The following is a 20573-nucleotide window of genomic DNA, read 5'->3' as shown; positions in this document are numbered from 1 at the left end:
CGCCCCGTCCGCGCGGGCGGTCAGGCGGTGACGAGCACCTTCACCTGCTCGCCGCCGCTCGCGGCGGCGAAGGCCTCCGCCGCGCGGTCGAGCGGGAAGCGCGCCGTCACGAAGTCGGCCGGGGTGACCGAGCCCGCGCGGATGATCTCGATCGCCGTCGCGTAGTCCTCGGCCAGGTAGGTGGCCGACCCCTGGATCCGCACCTGCTGGTCCTGGATGAGGGGCAGGGGCACCGTGACGTCGGCCGCCGGCACGCCGACGATCGCGACGGTGCCGCCCTTGAGGGCCATCGCCACCGCCTGCTCCACGGTCGGCTGCACCGCGACGCAGTCGAAGACGACGTCGGCGCTCTCGCCGAGCTCCGCGCGCACGGCGTCCGCGACGTCGGGGCGGGCGGCGTCGACGACGGCGTCGGCTCCGAGGCGGAGCGCCCGCTCGCGCTTGGACTCGAGCATGTCAGTCATCACGATCGTGCGCGCGCCCGCGTGGCGCGCGGCCTTCATAACGAGCAGGCCGATCGTGCCCGCGCCGATCACGACGACCGCCCTGCCCGCCACGTCGCCCGCGAGGCGCACGGCGTGCACGGGCGTCGCGAGCGGCTCGATGAGCGACGCCTGCAGGTCGTCGAGGTCGTCCGGCAGGACGTGGATGCGCGTCGCCGGCACCGTGAACTCGTCGGCCATGCCACCCTGCTCGTAGCCGCAGCCGAAGAACCGCAGGTTCTCGCACAGGTTGCTGCGCTCGGTGCGGCACATCTTGCACGATCCGCACGGCAGCGTCGGCTCGACGGTCACCCGGTCGCCGACGGCGACGCCCTCCGCGCCCGCGGCGACCTCGGTCACCACGCCCACGACCTCGTGGCCCGGGTTGTACGGCAGCGGCACGAACGGGTGGCGTCCGTGCGAGGCGTGCACGTCGGATCCGCACACGCCGGACACCGTCATCCGGGCGCGCACCTCTCCGTCGCGCAGCACGGGGCGCTCCGCCTCGACCACCTCGATGACGCCGGGAGCCGTCACGGTGATGCGTCGCATCGTCTCGTCGGTCATGGGATCACCTGCACCTTTCGTCCTCGTCCCTCGCGGAACAGCTGAAGCGCGTCGCCGTAGTCGGCGAGCGGAATCCGATCGCTGATGAACTCGTTGGCCGGGATGACGCCCGCGGCGAAGAGATCGGCCGCGCGATCGTACGAGTTGAGTGTCGCCATCGAGCCCGTGATCGTGATCTCGTGGCGGAAGATGCGATACGGCTCGATCACGGCGCGCGCCGCGTAGTCGGCGACGCCGAACTGCAGGAACGTGCCTCCGCGGTCGACGCGGCCCAGGCCGTCCTGGATCGCCTTCTCGTTGCCCGTCGCGTCGACGACGAGCTCCCAGCCGTGCGGGCGGTCGAGCTCGTCGGCGCCGCCGACCGCCGCGTCGCAGCCGAGGCGACGGGCGACCTCGAGCTTGGCGGGGTTGAGGTCGACGACCTCGACGCTCGCCGCGCCCGCGTGCTTCGCGAGCTGCATCATCATGAGCCCCATCGTCCCGGCGCCGTAGATGAGCACCCGGCTGCCGAGCTGGCTGCGCACGACGTCGTATCCGCGGATCGCGCACGAGAGCGGTTCGATGAGGGTCGCGTCGCGCACGTCGACGTGGTCGGGGAGGGCCACGAGGTGCGCGCGGTCGACGACGCAGAACTGCGCGGATCCCCCGTTCCAGCTCGTGCCGTATCCGCCGGCGACCTCGCAGAGGTTCGTGAGCCCCTTGCGGCAGTAGCGGCACTCGTAGCAGATGTGCGACGGGTTCACGCCGACGCGATCGCCGATGCGGAAGCCGCCGACGTCCGACCCCGTCTCGACGATCGTTCCCGCGAACTCGTGTCCGGGTACGACGGGGAAGGTGTCGCTGAACTCGCCCTGGAGGATGTGCAGGTCGGTGCCGCAGATGCCCGCCGCGGCGACCTCGATGACCACCTCGCGGGGTCCGGGCGTCGGGTCGGGGACGTCCGTGTACGAGAACTCGCCCGGAGCGGTGAAGACGACGGCCTTCATGAGATCACCTCGCAGAGTCGGGCCACTTCCGCGGCCATGGCGTCGCGCCCTGGCCCCAGGTACTTCCGGGGATCCACGAGCGCCTCGTCGGCGACGAGCGCCTCGCGCACGCGCCGGGTGAGGATGCCGTTCAGGTGGGTGGAGACGTTGACCTTGCGCATGCCGGCGTCGATGCCTCGGCGGATCTCCGCGTCGGCCACGCCGGAGGATCCGTGCAGCACGAGCGGCACGGGAACGGCTTCGGCCAGCCGGTCGATCAGCTCGATGTCGAGCGATGCGGTGCGGGTGGTCATGGCGTGGGAGGAGCCGACGGCGACGGCGAGGGCGTCGACGCCCGTGTCGGCGACGAAGGAGCGGGCCTCGTCGGGGTCGGTGCGCACGCCGGGCGCGTGGGCGCCGTCCTTGCCGCCGATCTCGCCCAGCTCCGCCTCGATCCAGACGCCCTGCGCGCGGGCCTCGGCGGCCATGCGGGCCGTGCGGGCGACGTTCTCGTCGTAGGGCGACCGCGAGGCGTCGAACATCGCGGAGGTGAAGCCGAGGTCGATCGCCTCGCGCACGAGATCCTCCGACTCGGCGTGGTCGAGGTGGAGGGCGACGTCGACGCCCGCGTCCTCCGCGATGCGGCGCGCGGCCAGGGCGATCGGCGCGAGCGCCCCGTGGTACTTCGCGGCGTTCTCCGAGATCTGCAGCGCGACGGGCGACGAGGCGCTCTCGGCGCCCGCGACGATCGCGTGCGCGTGCTCGATCTGGATCACGTTGAAGGCGGGCACGACGCGGCGGCGCGTCAGGATGTCTCCGGTCGAGACGAGCGGCATGGGGCTCCTTCTGGGATCAGACGACGACGAGCTCGGGGCCGGCCGCGCTGATGGCGGCCGCGTCGTCGTCGGGCACGCGGTCGTCGGTGACGATCGCGTCGAAGTCGGACAGGTCGGCGAACCGGCAGAACGAAGTGAGGCCGAGCTTGCTCGCGGTGACGGCGAGCACGCGGCGTCGCCCCGTGCGCAGCATCGCGGCCTTGACCTGGGCCTCCTCGGGCGTGGTCGTGGTGGCGCCGGCGTCGACCGTCACGCCGTTGGCTCCGAGCACCGCCACGTCGACGTGCAGGTCGGCGAGCCGGCGCGCGGTCCAGGTGTCGACCGCGGCCTGCGTGACCGGCCGCAGGCGCCCTGGCAGGGCGAGCACCGTGAGGCGCGTACGGCGGCGGAGGATCGGGAGCGCGGCGATGTTGTTCGTCACGACCGTCTGCTCGCGGTCGGGGAACGCCTCCGCGATGAGGTAGGCGAGGGATCCGGAGTCGAGCAGCACGACGCCGTCCTCCGGCAGCATCTCGATGATGCGCTGCACGATGCGCTCCTTCTCGGCCCGCTCCTCCTGGTTGCGGCGCGCGAGCGAGGCCTCGAAGGGCACGGGGCCGACGAGGCTCGCGCCGCCGTGGCGGCGGGCGATGACGCCCTGCCGCTCCAGCACGGCGAGGTCGCGGCGCACGGTCTCGGGAGCGACCGAGAGCGCGTCGGCGAGGGAGCCGACCGCGACGGATCCCTCGTTCTGCTGCGCGATGCGCACGATCTCGCGCTGACGCTCTGCCGGATACACATCGCTCCTTCGCGGGGTCGGGGTCGCGACGGGTGCGACCACGACTGATTCTGTCGCTCCGATGCCCGGATCACAACACACTCGGGCATGTATAGGTTACAGTTCCATCACGAAGGGGCACAAGAGCCTCGACCATGCGGTCACATTCGGGCAATCATAGGGCTCGGCAGCTTCGCGTCCGCGAGCTGGCGTCATCGAAGACGCACCCCCTCAGGTCAAGGACTGACGAAAGGGCACGATATGAACAACTCCGTGATCCGACGGAGCGCCACCGCGGGCATCGGCCTGCTCGCGACGGGCGTCATGCTCGCCAGCTGCGCCGGCGCGGGAGCCGGCGGCGGCGGTGCGGGCGGCGACGGCGGCTCGGGCGAGGGCGGGAAGGTCACGCTGACGCTCGCGACCGTCAACAACCCGCAGATGGTCGACATGCAGGAGCTCAAGGGCGAGTTCGAGTCCGAGCACCCCGACATCGAGGTCGAGTTCATCCAGATGGAGGAGAACGACCTCCGCGACGCCGTCACGGCCGACATCGCCACCAACGGCGGCCAGTACGACATCCTCACGATCGGCTCCTACGAGGTGCCGATCTGGGCGCAGAACGGCTGGCTCGCCGACATCACCGAGTTCGCGGACAGCGCGGAGGGCTACGACGTCGACGACCTCATGGCGCCCGTGCGCTCGGCCCTCACGGTCGACGACAGCCTCTACGCCGTGCCGTTCTACGCCGAGTCGTCGTTCCTCATGTACAACCAGGAGATCCTCGACGAGCACGGCCTCACCGTGCCCGAGCACCCGACGTGGGACGAGATCGCCGAGATGGCCCGCGAGGTGCACGGCGACGGCACGACAGGCATCTGCTTCCGCGGCAAGCCCGGCTGGGGCGAGATGTTCGCGCCGCTGACCACCGTCGTGCAGACCTTCGGCGGCAACTGGTTCGACGAGGACTGGAACGCGACGGTCGACGGCGAGGGCTTCACCGAGGCCGTGCAGTTCTACACCGACCTCGTCTCGGACGCCGGCCAGTCGGACCCCGTCTCGTACGGATTCACCGAGTGCCTCAACCTGTTCACGCAGGGCGACGCGGCCTTCTGGTACGACGCCACGAGCGCGGCGGGCTCGGTCGAGTCCCCCGACCTCAGCGACGTCGCCGGCAAGGTCGGCTACGCCCACGCTCCCGTCGTCGAGACGGAGGAGTCGGGCTGGCTGTGGGCCTGGAACCTCGCGATCCCCGAGAGCTCCGAGAACAAGGAGGCCGCGTGGGAGTTCATGCAGTGGGCCACGAGCAAGGAGTACATCCAGCTCGTGGGCGAGGAGCTCGGCTGGAGCCGCGTGCCCCCGGGGTCGCGTGAGTCGACCTACGAGATCCCCGAGTACCAGGAGGAGGCCGGCGCCTTCGCCGACCTGACGTACGACATCATGACCTCGGTGAACCCGGAGCAGCCGGGCGTCGACCCGCAGCCCTGGGTCGGCATCCAGTACGTGACGATCCCCGAGTTCCAGGACCTGGGCAACCAGGTCTCGCAGGAGATCGCCGAGGTGCTGGCCGGACGCCAGAGCGTCGAGGACGCCCTCGCCGCCGGTCAGAAGCTCGCAGAAGAGGCCGGAGCGGCGCAGAAGTAGCGCCGCCGCGGGGTGGGGCGCGCGCAGACCGCGGGCGCCCCGCCCCCGCCGCCGGCGGGCATCCCCGCCCCCACACCGGATTCCGATCAGGGAGCTGACTCATGGCCATCGCCGACCCCACCACGCGCGCCCTCGTCGCGCCGCAGGGACGCGCCGCGAAGAAGAGGGCGCCGAAGGTGCCGCTCACCTCGCGCGAGAGGAAATCGCTGCGTCTCGCGCGGGGCCTGCTGTGGCCCGCGCTCATCGTCTCGATCGTCATCACGCAGGTGCCGTTCCTCGTGACGATCTTCTACTCGTTCCAGAACTGGAACCTGCTCCGCCCCGGAGACCGGTCGTTCATCGGACTCGGCAACTACGCGCGGGTGCTCACGCAGGGCGAGTTCTTCAGCTCGCTGTGGGCGACCGTGCTCATCGTCGGGACGAGCACCGTGCTGTCGCTCGTCATCGGCACGCTGCTGGCGATGCTCCTCGACCGGAAGTTCTTCGGCCGCGGTCTCGCCCGCACCCTCCTCATCACGCCCTTCCTCATGATGCCGGCCGCGTCGGCCCTCATCTGGAAGTGGTCGATGCTCGACAACAACGCCGGAATGGTCAACTGGCTGCTCGGCCTCGTCGGCATCTCCCCGGTCGCGTGGAACACCCACTTCCCCGTGCTGACCGTCATCATCACCCTGACGTGGCAGTACACGCCGTTCATGATGCTGATCCTCCTGGCGGGCCTGCAGAGCCAGCCGGGCGAGGTGCTCGAGGCCGCGTCGGTCGACGGCGCCGGCCCTGTGCGCACGTTCTTCTCGATGACGCTGCCGCACCTGCGCCAGTACGTCGAGCTCGCGGTGCTGCTGGGCGTGATCCTCATGCTGCAGGTGTTCGACCCCGTCGCGATCATGACCCGCGGCACGGGCGGCACGAAGACCATGTCGTACCTGCTCTACGAGCGCGCGTTCGTCGGCCTCAACGTCGGCGAGGCCGCCGCCTACGGTGTGCTGACCGTGATCATCACGATCATCGTGGCGACGATCGCCCTGCGCACCCTGTTCAAGATGTTCAAGGTGGAAGGAGACCTGCGATGAGCACCACCGTCGTCGCACGCGGGGGCCGCACCCGCAAGCGCATCACCGGCGCCGTCCTCACGGTCGTCACCTGGGTCGTCACGCTCGGCTTCTTCTTCCCCGTCGCGTGGATGGTGTTCACCGCCTTCAAACCCGAGCGGGCCGCGTCGACCAACCCGCCCACGTTCTGGACGGAGTTCACGCTCGCCAACTTCCAGCGCGTGTTCGACTCCGGATTCACCGGCTACCTCATCAACTCGTTCTCGGCGTCGGTCATGTCGACCGTGATCGTGATGATCCTCGCGGTGCCCGCCGCGTACGGCCTCTCGATCCGGCCCATCGTCCGCGCGACCGACGCGCTGTTCTTCTTCATCTCGACGAAGTTCCTGCCGCTGGCCGCCGCGATCATCCCGATCTACCTGCTGCTGCAGCGCCTGGGCCTGCTCGACAACGTCAGCGCCCTGACGATCCTGTACCTCGGCATGAACCTGCCGCTGGCGATCTGGATGATGCGCTCGTTCCTCATGGAGGTGCCGCGCGAGATCATCGAGGCCGCTCAGGTCGACGGCGCGAAGTTCCGCACCGAGATGTTCCGGGTCGTCCTGCCGCTCGTCGCCCCCGGCATGGCGGCGGCCGCCCTGATCTGCTTCATCTTCGCGTGGAACGAGTACTTCCTCGCGAACATCCTCACGTCGAACATCGCCCGCACCGCCCCGCCGGCGCTCGGCAGCTTCGTCGACGGACGCGGCCAGTTCCTCGCGATCCTCAGCGCCGCCGCGACGATCGCGGTGCTGCCGGTGATCATCGCGGGCTGGATCGCCCAGAAGCGCCTCGTGCGCGGCCTCGCCATGGGCGCCATCAAGTGATGGCGGGACCGCTCTTCCTCGGGATCGACGCGGGGCAGACCGCGGTCAAGGCCGTCGTGCACGACGAGCGGCTGCACCCGGTGGCCATCGGCCGCCGGGCCAGCCCCGTCGACGCGCCGGATCCCCGCGTCGCGGAGCGCTCGCAGGACGCGCTCTGGGCGTCGGCCGCCGACGCCGTGGCCGACGCGGTGCGCCAGGTCGACGCCTCGCGGATCGCGGGCATCGGCATCAGCGGGCACGGCGACGGACTCCACCTCGTCGACGCCGACGGACGGCCCGCCTCGCCCGCAATCACCGCGATGGACTCCCGCGCCGGGCGCGAGTGGGCGGAGATCGGCTCCGACCCCGACCGCCTCGCCGTGATCCTCGAGCGGTCGGGGCAGCGCCCGCCCGTCGGCGGCGCGCCGGTGCTGCTGAGGTGGTTCGAACGGCACGACCCGGACACGCTCGAGAACGCGGCGGCGATCCTGAACTGCAAGGACGTGCTGCGCCTCCGCCTCACGGGAGGGGGCCCCGAGACCGACCTCTCCGACGCGACCGCGTCGTTCCTCGACATGCGCACCGCCGAGTGGAGCGACGAGATCCTCGCCGCCTACGACCTCTCCTGGGCGCGCCGGCTCCTCCCGCCGCTGCGCCGCTCGGCCGACGTGACGGGCCGGGTCACGCCCGAGGCCGCCGCTCGGACGGGCCTCGTCGCCGGCACCCCCGTCGTCGCGGGCCTGCACGACGTGCAGGCCTCGGCGATCGGCAGCGCCGCGCTCGTGCCTGGCCGCCTCTCGCTCGTGGCCGGCTCCTTCAGCACCAACGGCGTGACGACCGAGGGCGACGCGACGGATCCGCGCTGGCAGTGCCGCGTCTCGATCCGCCCCGGCCTGCGCATCGCCATGTCGACGTCGCCGACGGCCTCCCCTGCCCTCGGGTGGGCCGTGCGGCTGCTCGGCGGCGGCACGGACGCGGGGCGCGACGCCCTCTTCGCCGCCGCGGGTGCCCTGCCCCTCGACGCGGACGTGCCTGAGATGCTGCCGTTCGTGCAGGGATCCCCCGACCTCGGCGACGCCGCCTCCGGCGCGCTCACCGGGGTGCGGTCGGGCCACGGACCCGGCCACGTGTTCCGCGGGGTGCTCGAGGGCATCGCCTACATGCACGTCTGGCACACGCGGGCGCTCGCCGAGCGCTACGCCTGGGACGAGCCGGTGCGCCTCGGCGGCGGCATCTCGCGGTCGCCGCTGTTCGCCCAGCTCGTCGCCGACGCCCTCGGGCAGCCCGTCCGGGTCGTGCGGAACGACGAGGCGGGCGCGTTCGGCGCCGCGGCGGTCGCGGCGCTCGGCGTCGGACGATTCGCCTCGATCGACGAGGCGCAGGATCTCGTCGACCTCGATGCGCCCGTGGGCCCCCGCCCCGAGGCGCGCGCATACTGGGACGAGAAGATCGCCCGTCTGGACCGGCTCGCCGACCAGCTGACGCCGTGGTGGGAGCAGCGATGAGCACCGTGAACGCGGCGGATCCCGTGCGGCCAGGCCTCGGCACGCGCTCCCGGCACGACGCGATCCTCGCCGAGCTCGCGCGCAGCCGCCGCGTCGAGGTGTCCGCGCTCGCCGCCGGCTTCGACGTGGCGGAGGAGACCGTGCGCCGCGACCTGCGGCAGCTCGAGGGGCGCGACCTGCTCGTGCGGGTGCACGGCGGCGCCGTGCTGCCTCAGGCCGTCATCGAGACGGCGCCGCAGACGCCCGCGGGCGAGGAGGACCCGCTGGTGCGGATCGCCCGCGAGCGCCTGCCGTCGTCCGGCACGTTCTTCCTGGGCGCCGGATCCGCGTCGCTCGCTCTCGCGGAGGCCCTGCCCGACGTGTCGGAGATCGCGATCGTGACGACGTCGGTCGACGTCGCGCTGCTCGCGTCCTCGCGCCACGAGTCGTCGATCTACAGCGTCGGCGGCGCGGTGCACGGCGACGAGCAGGTGGGGCCGTGGACGAACGAGATCCTCGCGGAGGTGCACGTCGACGTCGCGCTCGTCGAGACGGGCGCGCTGCGCGGCGACGGCGTGGTCACCGTGCCCTCGCCGCGGCAGGCGGCCGCGCGGCGGCTCGTCGTCGAGGGATCCGATCGCCGCGTGCTGCTCGTGACGGGCGCCCCCTCTGCCCCCGGTTTCGTCGTGGCGGCGCGCGCCGACGAGTTCGACCTCGTGATCTCCCGAGAGCCGCTGCCCCGCCCCCTCTCCGACCGCCTGCGCGAGCAGGGCGTCGAGGTCGTGGTGGCGTCGTGAGCGGCATCGTCACGGTCACCCTCGCGGCCGCGATCGACCTCACCTACCACGTCGACCGCGTCGCGCACGGCCGCGTCAACCGGGCGTCGTCGTGGTCGCGGGAGCTCAGCGGCAAGGGCGTCAACGTGTCGCACGCCGTCGCGGCGTCGGCGCGGACGACGCGCGCCGTCGTGGCGCTGAGCGACGACGCGGCCGGGTTCGCCGAGGCGGACTGGCTCGCTCCCGTGCGGGTGCGGGGCGCGACGCGCGTGAACATCACCTTCTCGGAGGGCGACGGGGTCACGACGAAGGTCAACGCCCCCTCGCCCGCCCTCACCGCGGACGAGGCGGACGCCGTCGTGCGCCGCACCCGCGACGAGGTGCGCGCGATCGGCGCCGACTGGGTCGTCATCGCCGGCACCGTGCCGCCGTCCGCGGACGGCGAGCTCTCCCTCGGCGAGCTGATCCGCACCAGCCGCGCCGAGGGCGCGCGCGTGGCGGTCGACACGAGCGGCCCCGCCCTCGACCGCGTGCTCGCCGACGACATCGCCCGCGTCGCCCTCCTCAAGCCGAACACGCACGAGCTCGCCGAGGTCGCGGGGCGCCCCCTGCGCACGATCGGCGAGGTCGTCGACGCGGCGCGGGGCCTCGTGTGGCGCGGATGCGAGACCGTGTACGTGTCGATGGGCGAGGACGGCGCGCTCGCCGTGACCGCCGACGGCACGTGGTGGGCGCGCGCGACGGCCCCGGCCGTCGTCAACGCGACGGGCGCGGGCGACGCCTCGCTCGCCGGGTTCCTCGTGCACGCGGGACCGGGCTCGCCGAACGTGCCCGAGGCGCTGAGGGGCGCGGCCTCCTACGGCGCGCTCTCCGTGTCGCAGCGCCGCACGCTGCTGCAGCGCCCCGACACGGCGCCCGACGCGGAGCTCGTCGTCGATCCGGATGCCGCCCGCCCGCTGCGCGACCCGGCCGTCTGAAGGTCGCGCCTCCCGGAGCCGTTGCATCGGGGATCCGTGCGCGGGTGCGGGAGGGCGCGGGGGTGGAAGGGCGCGGCCGCGTACGGAGCACCGTCGGCGGTCGGGGCGTGTCTCGATTGGTGCGGGTATGTGGTGGGGTTTCTCGCCGAAGGTGAGACATGCTCTGCTGCCCGGGGGATCCGTGTCTCGACTTGTGCGGGTATGTGGTGGGGTTTCTTGACGAAGCTGAGACATGCTTCGCTTCCCGCGGGCCGTGTCCCGATTGGCGTGGGTATGCGGGGCGCTTTCTCGCCGAAGGTGAGACATGCGTCGGCGGCTGGCGGCCGGGGGGGTCCGTGTCTCGACTTGTGCGGGTATGTGGTGGGGTTTCTTGCCGAAGGTGAGACATGCGTGGGCGGCCGGGGGTCCGTGTCTCGACTTGTGCGGGTATGTGGTGGGGTCTCTTGCCGAAGGTGAGACATGCGTGGGCGGCCGGGGGTCCGTGTCTCGATTGGTGTGGGTTTGCGGCGCGCTTTCTCGCCGAAGGTGAGACATGCGTGGGCGGCCGGGGGTCCGTGTCTCGATTGGTGTCGGTTTGCGGCGCGCTTTCTCGCCGAAGGTGAGACATGCGTGGGCGGCCGGCGGATCCGCGTCTCGATCCGGGCCGGCATGCGCGGCGCCCTCGCGCGCCGGGGTCGCCACGTGCTGCGGGGTGTCGACGTGCCCGGCCCGCGTCTCCCGGCGACCCAGGATCCCTACGGCAGGCGCGCCGCGTAGCGCTCGCGGATGACGGGGCGCGTGTCGGCGGGCAGCTCGGTCGCGTCGGCCTGGGGCCAGTCGGGGCGCGCGCCCGCGCGCGCCCACGCCGCCTGCACGGCGGCGCCCATCGCGACGTACTCGCCGGGCGCGGGGAAGACCACGGGCGCGTCGAATACCTGCGCGGCGATGCGCTGCACGGCGGGGTTCTGCGCGGCGCCGCCGACGAACAGCAGGCGGTCGGCCCCGACGCCGTGGGAGCGGATCGCCTCGAATCCCTCCGCGAGTCCGCACAGCACGCCCTCGATCGCCGCGCGGGCGAGGTTCTCGGGCCGCATCGCGTCGAGCGTCATGCCGAACAGCGTGGCGGTCGCGTCGGGCCGGTTGGGCGTGCGCTCGCCCTCGAACCACGGCTGCAGCACGAGCCCCGCGGATCCCGGATCCGCCTCGAGCGCCAGCCGTCCGAAGGCATCGTGGTCGACGCCGAGGAGCGCCGCGGTGGCGTCGAACACGCGCGCGGCGTTGAGGGTCGTCACAAGGGGAAGGAAGCCGCCCGCCGCGTCGGCGAAGCCCGCCACGGTGCCCGTGGGATCCTGCACGGCGACGTCGGTCACGGCGAACACCGTGCCGCTCGTGCCGATCGACACGCACACGTCGCCCCGCGTCGCGCCGAGGCCGAGCGCGGCGCCCGCGTTGTCGCCGGCGCCGGCGGCGATGCGGATCCCGCGCGGCCCGTCGACGGACCCGTCCGGGTCGAGCACCCGCGGCAGCACGATGCCGCTCGCGTCGCGCCGCAGGGCGCCCCCGAGCAGCTCGCGATCGTAGGATCCGCGCACCGCGTCGTAGTACGCCGTGCCGCTCGCGTCGGAGCGGTCGGTGACGAGCTCGTCGAGCACGGGGCCGAGCGGCGACTCGTCGGCGGGGCCGTACCCGCGCAGCCGCCACGTCAGCCAGTCGTGCGGCAGGGCGATCGCGGCGACGCGCGCCGCGTTCTCGGGCTCGGCGTCGGCGAGCCAGCGCAGCTTCGTCACGGTGAACGACGCGACGGGCACGAGGCCCGTGCGCCGGGCGTAGGACTCGGCGCCGACCTCCGCGACGAGGTCCGCGGCGGCGCCGCCTGAGCGGGTGTCGTGCCAGAGCAGCGCGGGCCGGATCACGCGCCCGCCGGCGTCGAGGGCGACCATGCCGTGCTGCTGGCCGGCGATGCTCACGGCCGCGACGTCGTCGAGGCCGCCCGCACCCGAGATGGCCTCCTGCAGCGCGCTCCACCAGACGCCGGGATCGACCTCGGGTGTCGGCGGATGCGATGCCCGACCGGTGCGCACGATGCGGCCGGAGGCGGCGTCGCGCACGACGATCTTGCAGCTCTGCGTGGACGAATCGATGCCGGCGACGAGGGTCATCGGATCCGCGCTCCGGGGCGAGGGGACTGGCCGGCCATGCTGCTCCTGACGTCGTCGTTTCTGAGGAGGATCGGGGCGCGTCGACGTGCTCCCGGACCACCCGCCAGACTACCGGGCGGAGGGCTCCGGCGAGAGGGCGGATCCGCGCGTTCGGCGCGACCGGGGCGGGGATCTGCGGGAGCGCGCCTGTCATGGCGGATCTGGATGCGCCCCGCGCTCCGCGATGAGCGTCTCGGGATCCGGCGCTTCGCGGATCCGGGGAGGCCGCGGGGCGGTCTCGAGGCGTTCGGGTGCGGGGCCCCGCGCCGCCGCCACGGGGCGCGGATGCCGCTCACCCGATAGGCTGAGAGGACAGATATATCGAACCGGAAGGCGCCCCCATGAGCAAGGAACCCCGTCGGATCGATGTGGCCCCCGCGGAGCTCGGGCTCCCGCCAGAGGACCGGTCGCGCCTCGCCGGAGCGGTCGTCGTGGGCGCGGTCCCCGGCGCGCCGGGGCACGTGGTGCAGGAGGCGGCGGCCCTCGCGCGCACGTTCGGCGTGCCCCTCCTCGTCGTCTACGTCGACGTGACCCGCTTCATCGCCGGGTCGGAGGACGCGGAGAAGGTGCTGTCGTACCCGATCGACATCGAGGTCGCGCGCGGCGAGCTCGACGCGGTGGCCGAGGAGACCGCGCGGCACCTCGACGACGTCGAGGTCGACTGGGCCGTGCGCCAGGTCGTGGGCGACCCGGCCTCGGCGCTGCGCAAGATCGCGCGCGAGGCCGACGCCCGCATGATCGTCGTTGGCACCCGCAAGCGCGGCGTGAGCGAGGCGCTCCGCGAGATGTTCTACGGGTCCGTCGCCCGGCGGCTGTCGCACCGGCAGGAGACGCCCGTGCTCGTGGTGCCGCCCCCGGGCGCCTGAGGCCGACGCGGCGCACACCCGCTCGACCGCCGTGCCGCCCCGGGTGCCTGAGGCCGGAGCGGGTCCGCTCGCGAGCGACCGCGGCGCGGATCCATGATTCGTCCCCGATCCGCGAGGGCTCGCCCGTCGTAGCGGCGCGCCTGCGTGCGTGGCGACGCCGCGGATCCCGAGCCGACCCGACCCCGGAGCGCGGCCTCTTGCCCTCTCCGGGCGGGTGGGTCGTGCGCGGTGCGGTCCCCGTGCTCGCGAGTGGCGCAGAACTTCACGAGTGGCGCAGATGTGGGGTCTAATACCTGCGCCGTTCGCGAGTATCTGCGCCGCTCGCGAGCGGGGATAGGCGGTGGGGGATCCGCTCACCGGGGCACCCGCCCGCTCCCAGGGGCGCCTCAGTACCCTGGAGAGCATGGACGACATCTCCCGCCCCGCGAACACGCCTGTGCGTCAGGTGCGCCCGAAGGCCGAGGGCTGGGAGCAGCGCAAGGATTCCGAAGGGCGCCCGCTGCTGCAGTTCGCGAGCCCGCGCCGCGGCAAGCCGCCCGTGCACCTCGCCGACCTCACCCCCGAGGAGCGGGTGGAGAAGGCGAAGGAGCTCGGCCTCCCCGGCTTCCGCGCCAAGCAGCTCGCGACGCACTACTTCGAGCACTTCACGCGCGACCCCGAGAAGATGACCGACCTGCCGAAGGCGGGCCGCGAGGAGCTCGTCTCGGGGCTCCTGCCGAACCTCCTCACGGAGGTGCGCCGCCTGCAGACCGACGGCGGCGACACGATCAAGTTCCTCTGGAAGCTGCACGACGGCGCGCTCGTCGAGTCGGTGCTCATGCGCTACCCCGGCCGCATCACGCTGTGCGTCTCGTCGCAGGCCGGCTGCGGCATGAACTGCCCCTTCTGCGCGACGGGCCAGAACGGCCTCACCCGCAACATGTCGGCGGCCGAGATCGTGGACCAGGTGGTGCGCGCCAACGAGGTCATCGCCGCGGGCGAGCTGGGCGGCAAGCGCGAGGGCGACAACAGCGCCGAGCGGGTCAGCAACATCGTGTTCATGGGCATGGGCGAGCCGCTCGCCAACTACAAGCGCGTCATGCACGCGGTGCGGGTCATGGTCGACAAGAAGCAGGGGCTCGGCATGAGCGCCCGCGGCATCACGGTGTCGACCGTGGGGCTCGCGCCCGCGATCCGCAAGCTCACCGACGAGGATCTGCCCGTCACCTTCGCGCTCTCGCTGCACGCGCCGGACGACGAGCTGCGCGACGAGATGATCCCCGTGAACTCGCGGTGGAAGGTCGACGAGGTGCTCGACGCCGCCCGCGGCTACTTCGACCGCACGGGGCGCCGCGTCTCGATCGAGTACGCCCTCATCAAGAACATGAACGACCACCCGTGGCGCGCCGAGCTGCTCGCCGACAAGCTGCTCGCGCGCGGCAAGGGGTGGGTGCACGTCAACCCGATCCCCCTCAACCCGACGCCGGGTTCCGTGTGGGACGCGTCGGACCTGCCCGCGCAGCGCGAGTTCGTGCGGATCCTCAACGACCGCGGCATCCCCACGACGATCCGCGACACCCGCGGCAAGGAGATCGACGGCGCCTGCGGACAGCTCGTCGTGACCGAGGAGGACGAGCGCGCGGCGGAGGCCCAGGCGGTCTGACGCGCGCCCGCGGCGCCCCGCCGGCTCGCGTCGGCGCCGCCCCGCCGGCTCGCGAGTGGCGCAGGTCTTCGCGAGCGGCGCAGATATTCGGGTGCATTTCTGCGCCGCTCGCGAGTTTCTGCGCCACTCGCGAGCGGGGCCGGGGCCGCGGCGGATCCGCGCGAAGCTGTCACGGATCCCGCGCGAGCGGTGTCTCATCCTCGAGAGGGCGCCGTCCGGGCGCCCGGATCCGAGGAGGACGCCCATGTCCCGTTCGCTCCGCATCCCGGAGGCCCGCATCTCGGGCCCGTCGGGGGCGATCCTGTCGTTCGTCGCTCGCCGCATGTGGGGTCGGATCCCCGACAACGCGCGCGTGCTGTGGCACCACCGGCGCGTGATGAACGGCGTGCTCGGCATCGAGCGCAGCGCCGCGCGATGGAAGGCGCTGGACCCGCACCTCGCCTCGTACGCGACGATGGCGACCGCGGGCGTCATCGGCTGCAGCTGGTGCCTCGACTTCGGCTACTTCCTCGCGCACGACGAGGGCCTCGACCTCGCGAAGGTGCGGGAGGTGCCGCGCTGGCGCGAGAGCGACGCGTTCAGCGAAACGGAGCGCGAGGTGATGGCCTACGCCGAGGCGATGACGGCCACGCCGCCCGAGGCGACGGACGAGCAGGCCGAGCGCCTGCTCGCGGCCCTCGGCGCCCCGGCGCTCGTCGAGCTCACGCAGCTGATCGCCCTCGAGAACATGCGGTCGCGGTTCAACGCCGCGGTGGGCCTCGAGAGCCAGGGGTTCTCGGCGGTGTGCGAGCTGCCGCTCGCGGTAGCCTCGTCCGCATGAGCGACGCCGACGTCATCCGCGCGCATCGCGGGCTGCTCTTCGGCATCGCCTACGAGATCCTCGGATCCGCCGCCGACGCCGAGGACGTGCTGCAGGAGTCGTGGATCCGCTGGCACGAGTCCGACCGCGAGGGCGTGCGCGACGAGCGCGCCTACCTCGCGCGCATCGTCGCGCGGCAGGCGCTCAACCGGCTGCGGCCGGTGCGCCGCCGCCGCGAGGACTACGCCGGCCCCTGGCTGCCGGAGCCCCTGCTCACGGCGCCCGACGTGGCCGACGACGTGGTGCTCGCGGAGAGCGTGTCGACGGCGATGATGCTCGTGCTCGAGACCCTCGGCCCCGTGGAGCGTGCCGTCTTCGTGCTGCGGGAGGTGTTCGACTTCGGCTACGACGAGATCGCCCGCGCCGTCGACCGCCGCCCGGATGCCGTGCGCCAGATCGCGAGCAGGGCGCGGGCGCACGTCGCGGCCAGGCGGCCGCGCGCCGAGGTGAGCGCGGCGGAGGTCGAGCGCGTCGTCGAGCGCTTCCGCATCGCGGCCGAGACGGGCGACGTGCAGGGGCTCGTCGACGTGCTCGCGCCCGACGTCGTCATGCTGAGCGACGGGGGCGGGCGCGTCACCGCGGCCAGGAAGCCCGTCGTGGGCGTCGAGCGCGTGCTGCACTTCCTCGGCGGCCTGCTGCGCCCGTACCCCGGCGCGGTGTTCGAGACGGAGCACGTCAACGGCGCCCCGGGCATCTGGGTGCGGATCGGCGGATCCGTCGACGGTGTCGTCTCGTTCGCGTTCGCCGGCGCCGTGGTCGACCGCGTGTTCTACGTGCGCAACCCCGAGAAGCTCGGCGCGCTCGGGGATCCGGTGTCCCTCACCCGCTGACCGCGGGCCCCGGTTCCGGGGCGGTCTCGCGTCGGCCCTGCTCGCGCCAGCCCTGCTCGCGAGTGGCGCAGTTCTTCGCGAGTGGCGCAGAAATCCGGCCTCAGATCTGCGCCCTTCGCGAGTTTCTGCGCCACTCGCGAGCCGCGTGTCGCGAGCTGCGTGCCGCGTGGGGAGCGCGCGGGCCGTGGCCCCCGAGCCCTCAGCGCTTCATCATGCGCACGTCGCCCGTGCGCTTCGCGGCGCGGGCGATCGCGGTGTCGCGGGAGACGAGGATCCATCCGGCGACCATGACGACGACGGTGCCCGCGAAGATCCAGAATCCGGTCCAGCTCACGTCCGTCGTGCCCGCGTACATGTGGCCGAGGTTGCGCAGCGCGCCCGTCGCGAAGACGAGGCCGACGTGCACGACGACGAACGCGACGAAGAACAGCATCGTCGGCCAGTGCAGGGACTTCGCGAGCTCGAAGGGCAGGATCCGCTGCCAGCGTGCGCCCTTCGGGTAGAAGGCACTCAGCCGGAAGCCCGTGACCGCCGCCAGCGGCGCGGCGAGGAACACGATCGCGAAGTACATCAGCTGCTGCAGCGCGTTGTAGTTCGCCCAGCTGTCGTGCGTGGGCCAGTCGAGCGAGACGTATTGCACGAGCGCCGCGACGGCGTTCGGGAAGACCTCCGCGCTCGTCGGCACGATGCGCGCCCAGTGGCCGCTCGCGAACAGCAGCACGACGAACACGACCCCGTTGACGAGCCACAGCACGTCGACCGCGATGTGCGCCCACAGCGCCAGCGACATGCGGCGTCTCTTGACGCGCCGGGACGTCCACAGGCCGCCCGCGCGCTTCTCGAACCGCACGCGCAGCCCCGTGCGCACGATCAGCACGAGGAAGAACGCGTTGAGGAAGTGCGTCCACGAGACGAACGCGGGGATCCCCGTCGGCGTGCTCGCGGGGAGGGGCGCGGCCCCCGGGAACCGGGTGAGGAAGGCCTGCATCGGCTCGGTGGGGATGATCGCCCGCACCGCGAACACGAGGCACCAGGCGCACAGGACGAGCGCGGCGACCGCGAGCAGTCCGCCGACGACCTGGATCCAGGTGGGGCGGGAGACGGTCACCGCTCTTTTGTATCAGGGGACCCTGCTCGGCCGCCTCGGCGTCGGTCTGGCGGGGAGCTCACGGGGATTCGTCGAGTGACCACGAAGACAGCGAGCGACCAGGGAATCGGATGGTCGCTCGGGGCGGAGGCGGGAGGGGAGCGGAGGAGGTCCGCCCGATCCGCCGACCCTCGATGGGACAGCGAGAGGGCCGGGCGCGGGTGTCGCGGGGACCGGGGACCGCGGCGTGTGCCCGCTCTGCCGGAGGTCCGGTGAGCGACCGCTCGGCCATGAGCGGGACGCGCCCGATCCGCGGATCCCCGACGGAACGGCGCCGTGTCCAGATGACGCGAACGCACCATCGTCGAGAGCCGGAAGGTGCGTTCGCGTCATCTGGAGGGAGGTTCGGACCATTTCTGCGACTCGGCTGGGTGATGGATCCTTCGGATCGCGGAAGCGCACTTTCCGCTGGCCGGTCGAGGTGCGTTTCTGCGATCTGGGTGTTCCCGTACGGCTTCGAGTCGCACGAACTCACCGTTCTCGGGAGGGGAAGGTGCGTTCGCGTCATCTGGGGGCGAGGTGCGGTTCTGACACTCGGGTGGGCGGCGGATCCTCCGGATCGCGGAGAAGCACCGGAGTCCGGCCTGAATCGGTGCGTTCGTGCGATTCGGAGAGGGCGGAGCGGTGTCTGGGATCCGGGAGCTGGGTCGGGTCTGGCGGGCGAGCGCACGGGGGAACGACCGAGGAGCCCACCCGGTCAGATGCGGATCGCGGTGCAGGGCGCGAGCGGAGTCGTGTCCTGACCCGAGGTGCCGCGCAGCCGGACCGTCCTGTCGGAGACCGAACGCCGCGCGGTGCGTTCCGGGTGGCCGGAGAGCTGGCTGCCCCGGCTCTCCGGCTCACGACCCGTCACCCGCTTCGCCCGGAGATCCCGCGAACGCCGGGCCGATCCGCTCGGATTCGTCCGGCGTTCGCGGGATCCCCGGCGTTCGCGGTGCGGTGCGGTGCACGGTAGCGGTCGTGTGCGAGGAGTGCGTCGGCATCGCCGAGGTCGGCGTCCGCGGTGACCGCCCCGCCACGACGAGCTCGACGCCGGCGGAGCACCCGGCGCTGGTCGTCCGTGAGGAGCGCGTCCGCCCCGCCGACGCCGGCGATGCGAGTGACGGCGCTCCGCCCCGGCGACACCAGCGGATCACGCAGCGCTGGTCCTCTGCAAGGAGCGCGTCCGCCCCGCCGACGCCGGCGACGCGGGTGACGGCGGCCCGCCCCGCGGTGACAGGATGGCGGCCGTGAGGATCCGCCCCTACCGCCCCGACGACCATGACGCCCTGGCCGAGGTCTGCGTGCGCACGGCGGACGCCGGCGGCGACGCGACCGGCCTGCTGAGCGACGACGGGCTGTGGTCGGCGCTGTTCTTCAGCCCCTACGTCGAGCGGCATCCCGACCTCGCCTTCGTCGCGGAGAGGGACGGCGCGCCCGTCGGATACGTCGTGGCGGCTCCGGACACCCGCGCCTTCGAGAGCTGGTTCCGGCGGGACTGGTGGCCGCGGTTCGCCGCGCGCTTCCCCGACCCGGGCGATGCGTCGGGCCGGGAGGCGCGCCTGGTGCGGCACGGATACCGGTACGGCTGCGGGGAGTCCCCGCCGTGGGTCGCGGATCACCCCGCGCACCTGCACATCGACCTGATGCCCGCGGCGCAGGGGCAGGGCGTCGGCCGCCGGCTGATCGAGGCCCTGCTCGCGGAGCTGGGCGCGCGCGGCGTGCCGGGCGTCCACCTCGGCGCCGACCCGGCGAACGCCGGCGCCCTCGCGTTCTACGAGCGGCTGGGCTTCGACCGGCTCGACGCGGGCGAGGGATCCGCCGTGTTCGCGCGCGCCCTGCGCTGACGGGGAGAGCGCTTCCGCGACCCGGACGGTGACGGATCCTCCGGGTCGCAGGAGCGCAGCTTCCGGAGCCGCATCGGCGTGCGCTCCGGCGATCTGGGCGGACCCGGCTGGCGGCGGCCACGCGCGCGGGACCGGTTCAGCCGGTCACGCCGACGCGGCCTCGCCGATGAGCGCGCCGAACCCGGCGGCGAGCACGTGGGCGTCTCGCAGCGGGAGCCACCAGCAGGTCCAGGAGACGGGGGATCCGCCGTTCGAGGGGGCGTCCTCACCCGCCCGCCAGCTCTCATCCGCCGGGACGCTCTGCACCTCGGCGCGGAAGAAATGCCGCACGGCGCGCTCGTCTCGGATGGGTCGGAGATCGTACTCCTCCGACCCGAGATAGCGCACCGTCGTCGCCTGCAGCCCGGTCTCCTCGCGGAGCTCTCGGCGTGCCGCGGCTTCCAGCGTCTCGCCCGGATCGACCGTTCCCGCCGGCACCTGCACGCCCGTGCGGGTCAGCGGCAGCCCGTCGTGGGTGAAGACGAGCAGCCGACCGTCTCTGATGACGTAGACGACCGCCTTCTGGGTGACGGAGAGCATCCCCCGAGGCTACCGCGGGGCGTTTCTGCGATCCGGGCGGGCGGTGGATCCTTCGGGTCGCGGAAGCGCACCCACAGCCGGCCCGGATCGGTGCACTCCTGAGATTCGGGAGAGTGGAGTGGGGGACGGGGGGCTCACCGGTCAGTGGGGCGCGTCCAGATGACGCGAATGCACCGTCTTCGGGGCCGGAAGGGTGCGTTGACGTCATCTGGAGGGAAGCTCAGGGCCAGCAAACCACTTCTGCAACTCGGACGGGCGGTGGGTCCTT

At 72.7% G+C, this 20573-nt stretch carries 18 protein-coding genes; 11 read left to right on the top strand and 7 right to left on the bottom strand.

The features are described 5' to 3' along the window. Positions 1 to 20: 20 nt before the first annotated feature. From NHL53_RS00645 to NHL53_RS00630, 4 genes are read right to left on the bottom strand one after another with little or no spacing between them, the layout of a single operon-like run. Positions 21 to 1049, bottom strand: a complete 1029-nt coding sequence (locus tag NHL53_RS00645; RefSeq protein ID WP_433774108.1) for a zinc-dependent alcohol dehydrogenase — start codon at positions 1047 to 1049, stop codon at positions 21 to 23. Then, entirely contained in the window at positions 1046 to 2035 is a 990-nt protein-coding gene (locus NHL53_RS00640; protein WP_433774106.1) for a zinc-dependent alcohol dehydrogenase family protein, read from the bottom strand. The genes NHL53_RS00645 and NHL53_RS00640 overlap by 4 nt, the downstream gene beginning before the upstream one ends. Next, a complete protein-coding gene (locus NHL53_RS00635; protein ID WP_433774104.1) occupies positions 2032 to 2850 on the bottom strand; it encodes a class II fructose-bisphosphate aldolase in 819 nt (272 codons plus the stop codon). Before NHL53_RS00635 ends, NHL53_RS00640 begins: the two co-directional genes overlap by 4 nt. Before the next feature lie 16 nt (positions 2851 to 2866). Continuing rightward, on the bottom strand, positions 2867 to 3628 hold the full coding sequence (locus NHL53_RS00630; RefSeq protein ID WP_433774102.1) for a DeoR/GlpR family DNA-binding transcription regulator: 762 nt from the start codon (positions 3626 to 3628) through the stop codon (positions 2867 to 2869). Positions 3629 to 3868: 240 nt separating this feature from the next. Here NHL53_RS00630 and NHL53_RS00625 point away from each other — a divergent pair, with 240 nt between their 5' ends. From NHL53_RS00625 to NHL53_RS00600, 6 genes are all read left to right on the top strand, one after another. Next, on the top strand, positions 3869 to 5248 hold the full coding sequence (locus tag NHL53_RS00625) for an ABC transporter substrate-binding protein (RefSeq protein WP_433774100.1): 1380 nt from the start codon (positions 3869 to 3871) through the stop codon (positions 5246 to 5248). 101 nt (positions 5249 to 5349) lie between these two features. Next, entirely contained in the window at positions 5350 to 6318 is a 969-nt protein-coding gene (locus NHL53_RS00620) for a carbohydrate ABC transporter permease (RefSeq protein ID WP_433774098.1), read from the top strand. Beyond that, on the top strand, positions 6315 to 7163 hold the full coding sequence (locus NHL53_RS00615) for a carbohydrate ABC transporter permease (protein ID WP_433774096.1): 849 nt from the start codon (positions 6315 to 6317) through the stop codon (positions 7161 to 7163). Before NHL53_RS00620 ends, NHL53_RS00615 begins: the two co-directional genes overlap by 4 nt. Then, on the top strand, positions 7163 to 8647 hold the full coding sequence (locus NHL53_RS00610) for an FGGY-family carbohydrate kinase (protein ID WP_433774094.1): 1485 nt from the start codon (positions 7163 to 7165) through the stop codon (positions 8645 to 8647). Before NHL53_RS00615 ends, NHL53_RS00610 begins: the two co-directional genes overlap by 1 nt. Further along, the gene (locus tag NHL53_RS00605) at positions 8644 to 9423 is read left to right on the top strand and encodes a DeoR/GlpR family DNA-binding transcription regulator (RefSeq protein WP_433774092.1); all 780 of its coding nucleotides are present in this window, start codon (positions 8644 to 8646) and stop codon (positions 9421 to 9423) included. Before NHL53_RS00610 ends, NHL53_RS00605 begins: the two co-directional genes overlap by 4 nt. Continuing rightward, the gene (locus NHL53_RS00600) at positions 9420 to 10379 is read left to right on the top strand and encodes a 1-phosphofructokinase family hexose kinase (protein WP_433774090.1); all 960 of its coding nucleotides are present in this window, start codon (positions 9420 to 9422) and stop codon (positions 10377 to 10379) included. Before NHL53_RS00605 ends, NHL53_RS00600 begins: the two co-directional genes overlap by 4 nt. Before the next feature lie 734 nt (positions 10380 to 11113). On the opposite strand, the gene NHL53_RS00595 is transcribed toward NHL53_RS00600, so the two are convergent. Beyond that, positions 11114 to 12517 carry a xylulokinase gene (locus NHL53_RS00595; RefSeq protein ID WP_433774088.1) on the bottom strand — a complete coding sequence of 468 codons (1404 nt, stop codon included), beginning with the start codon at positions 12515 to 12517 and terminating at the stop codon, positions 11114 to 11116. A gap of 380 nt (positions 12518 to 12897) precedes the next feature. On the opposite strand from NHL53_RS00595, the gene NHL53_RS00590 reads away from it, so the two are divergent. The 4 genes from NHL53_RS00590 to NHL53_RS00575 all read left to right on the top strand — a co-directional run bounded on the left by NHL53_RS00590 (position 12898) and on the right by NHL53_RS00575 (position 16753). Beyond that, entirely contained in the window at positions 12898 to 13422 is a 525-nt protein-coding gene (locus NHL53_RS00590; protein WP_433774086.1) for a universal stress protein, read from the top strand. Between the two features lie 403 nt (positions 13423 to 13825). Further along, a complete protein-coding gene (gene rlmN, locus NHL53_RS00585; RefSeq protein ID WP_433774084.1) occupies positions 13826 to 15064 on the top strand; it encodes a 23S rRNA (adenine(2503)-C(2))-methyltransferase RlmN in 1239 nt (412 codons plus the stop codon). Positions 15065 to 15308: 244 nt separating this feature from the next. Next, positions 15309 to 15884 carry a carboxymuconolactone decarboxylase family protein gene (locus tag NHL53_RS00580; RefSeq protein WP_433774082.1) on the top strand — a complete coding sequence of 192 codons (576 nt, stop codon included), beginning with the start codon at positions 15309 to 15311 and terminating at the stop codon, positions 15882 to 15884. After that, the gene (locus NHL53_RS00575; RefSeq protein ID WP_433774080.1) at positions 15881 to 16753 is read left to right on the top strand and encodes an RNA polymerase sigma-70 factor; all 873 of its coding nucleotides are present in this window, start codon (positions 15881 to 15883) and stop codon (positions 16751 to 16753) included. The genes NHL53_RS00580 and NHL53_RS00575 overlap by 4 nt, the downstream gene beginning before the upstream one ends. Positions 16754 to 16952: 199 nt before the next feature. Here NHL53_RS00575 and NHL53_RS00570 read toward each other — a convergent pair whose 3' ends face one another. After that, a complete protein-coding gene (locus NHL53_RS00570; protein WP_433774078.1) occupies positions 16953 to 17861 on the bottom strand; it encodes a cytochrome b/b6 domain-containing protein in 909 nt (302 codons plus the stop codon). Between the two features lie 1259 nt (positions 17862 to 19120). On the opposite strand from NHL53_RS00570, the gene NHL53_RS00565 reads away from it, so the two are divergent. After that, positions 19121 to 19726 (top strand): N-acetyltransferase family protein, encoded by a 606-nt coding sequence (locus NHL53_RS00565; protein WP_433774076.1) that lies wholly within the window; start codon positions 19121 to 19123, stop codon positions 19724 to 19726. Between the two features lie 144 nt (positions 19727 to 19870). Here the strand turns inward: NHL53_RS00565 and NHL53_RS00560 are convergent, their stop codons facing one another. Continuing rightward, positions 19871 to 20305 (bottom strand): NUDIX hydrolase, encoded by a 435-nt coding sequence (locus tag NHL53_RS00560; protein WP_433774074.1) that lies wholly within the window; start codon positions 20303 to 20305, stop codon positions 19871 to 19873. Positions 20306 to 20573 lie beyond the last annotated feature (268 nt).

Source organism: Microbacterium sp. gxy059 (genome assembly GCF_050958665.1).
In the GTDB taxonomy this organism is placed as follows: Bacteria; Actinomycetota; Actinomycetes; order Actinomycetales; family Microbacteriaceae; genus Microbacterium.
Note: the sequence above shows the minus strand (reverse complement) of the source record. Positions and strands in the feature narration are given on the sequence as shown.

Coding starts and splice junctions, on each gene's coding strand:
- NHL53_RS00645 (WP_433774108.1), bottom strand. CDS start 1,049: ATGACCGACGAGACGATGCGACGCATCACCGTGACGGCTCCCGGCGTC.
- NHL53_RS00640 (WP_433774106.1), bottom strand. CDS start 2,035: ATGAAGGCCGTCGTCTTCACCGCTCCGGGCGAGTTCTCGTACACGGAC.
- NHL53_RS00635 (WP_433774104.1), bottom strand. CDS start 2,850: ATGCCGCTCGTCTCGACCGGAGACATCCTGACGCGCCGCCGCGTCGTG.
- NHL53_RS00625 (WP_433774100.1), top strand. CDS start 3,869: ATGAACAACTCCGTGATCCGACGGAGCGCCACCGCGGGCATCGGCCTG.
- NHL53_RS00620 (WP_433774098.1), top strand. CDS start 5,350: ATGGCCATCGCCGACCCCACCACGCGCGCCCTCGTCGCGCCGCAGGGA.
- NHL53_RS00615 (WP_433774096.1), top strand. CDS start 6,315: ATGAGCACCACCGTCGTCGCACGCGGGGGCCGCACCCGCAAGCGCATC.
- NHL53_RS00610 (WP_433774094.1), top strand. CDS start 7,163: ATGGCGGGACCGCTCTTCCTCGGGATCGACGCGGGGCAGACCGCGGTC.
- NHL53_RS00605 (WP_433774092.1), top strand. CDS start 8,644: ATGAGCACCGTGAACGCGGCGGATCCCGTGCGGCCAGGCCTCGGCACG.
- NHL53_RS00595 (WP_433774088.1), bottom strand. CDS start 12,517: ATGACCCTCGTCGCCGGCATCGATTCGTCCACGCAGAGCTGCAAGATC.
- NHL53_RS00590 (WP_433774086.1), top strand. CDS start 12,898: ATGAGCAAGGAACCCCGTCGGATCGATGTGGCCCCCGCGGAGCTCGGG.
- rlmN (WP_433774084.1), top strand. CDS start 13,826: ATGGACGACATCTCCCGCCCCGCGAACACGCCTGTGCGTCAGGTGCGC.
- NHL53_RS00580 (WP_433774082.1), top strand. CDS start 15,309: ATGTCCCGTTCGCTCCGCATCCCGGAGGCCCGCATCTCGGGCCCGTCG.
- NHL53_RS00575 (WP_433774080.1), top strand. CDS start 15,881: ATGAGCGACGCCGACGTCATCCGCGCGCATCGCGGGCTGCTCTTCGGC.
- NHL53_RS00565 (WP_433774076.1), top strand. CDS start 19,121: ATGGCGGCCGTGAGGATCCGCCCCTACCGCCCCGACGACCATGACGCC.
- NHL53_RS00560 (WP_433774074.1), bottom strand. CDS start 20,305: ATGCTCTCCGTCACCCAGAAGGCGGTCGTCTACGTCATCAGAGACGGT.